We start from the raw sequence: 274 nt of genomic DNA, 5'->3' as shown, positions 1-274 counted from the left end.
TGCACCGCCCCGTATCGCTCCACGAGGTCGGTGCCGCCGCCGAGCAGCGTGTGCTTGACGGGCGTGGCGTAGGCGACGTCGCCGCCGAGGAGCACCGCGGAGGCGCCGGGAACCGCGACGAGCGCCGCGCACACCGCACCGCCGGTGTGCGACTCCGCCACACCGAGGGTCCAGCCTCGCTCACGCAGAGCGTCCAGAGCCTCGGCCGGCGTCGTGTCGCTCATCGGCTCTGACCCGCGCCGCGCATCTGTCTGTCGATGTAGTCGATCCCTCT

1 protein-coding gene is annotated in these 274 nt (G+C 72.6%); it reads right to left on the bottom strand.

Annotated features, from left to right (window positions below):
• Positions 1–224 (bottom strand): CinA family protein (locus KVS71_RS17440; protein ID WP_217585152.1); only part of this gene is annotated, 224 nt, incomplete at its 3' end.
• Between the last annotated feature and the right edge of the window lie 50 nt (positions 225–274).

This window comes from Microbacterium sp. GbtcB4, assembly GCF_019091465.1.
Lineage (GTDB): Bacteria > Actinomycetota > Actinomycetes > Actinomycetales > Microbacteriaceae > Microbacterium > Microbacterium paraoxydans.
This window is presented reverse-complemented; position numbering and strand designations above follow the sequence as displayed.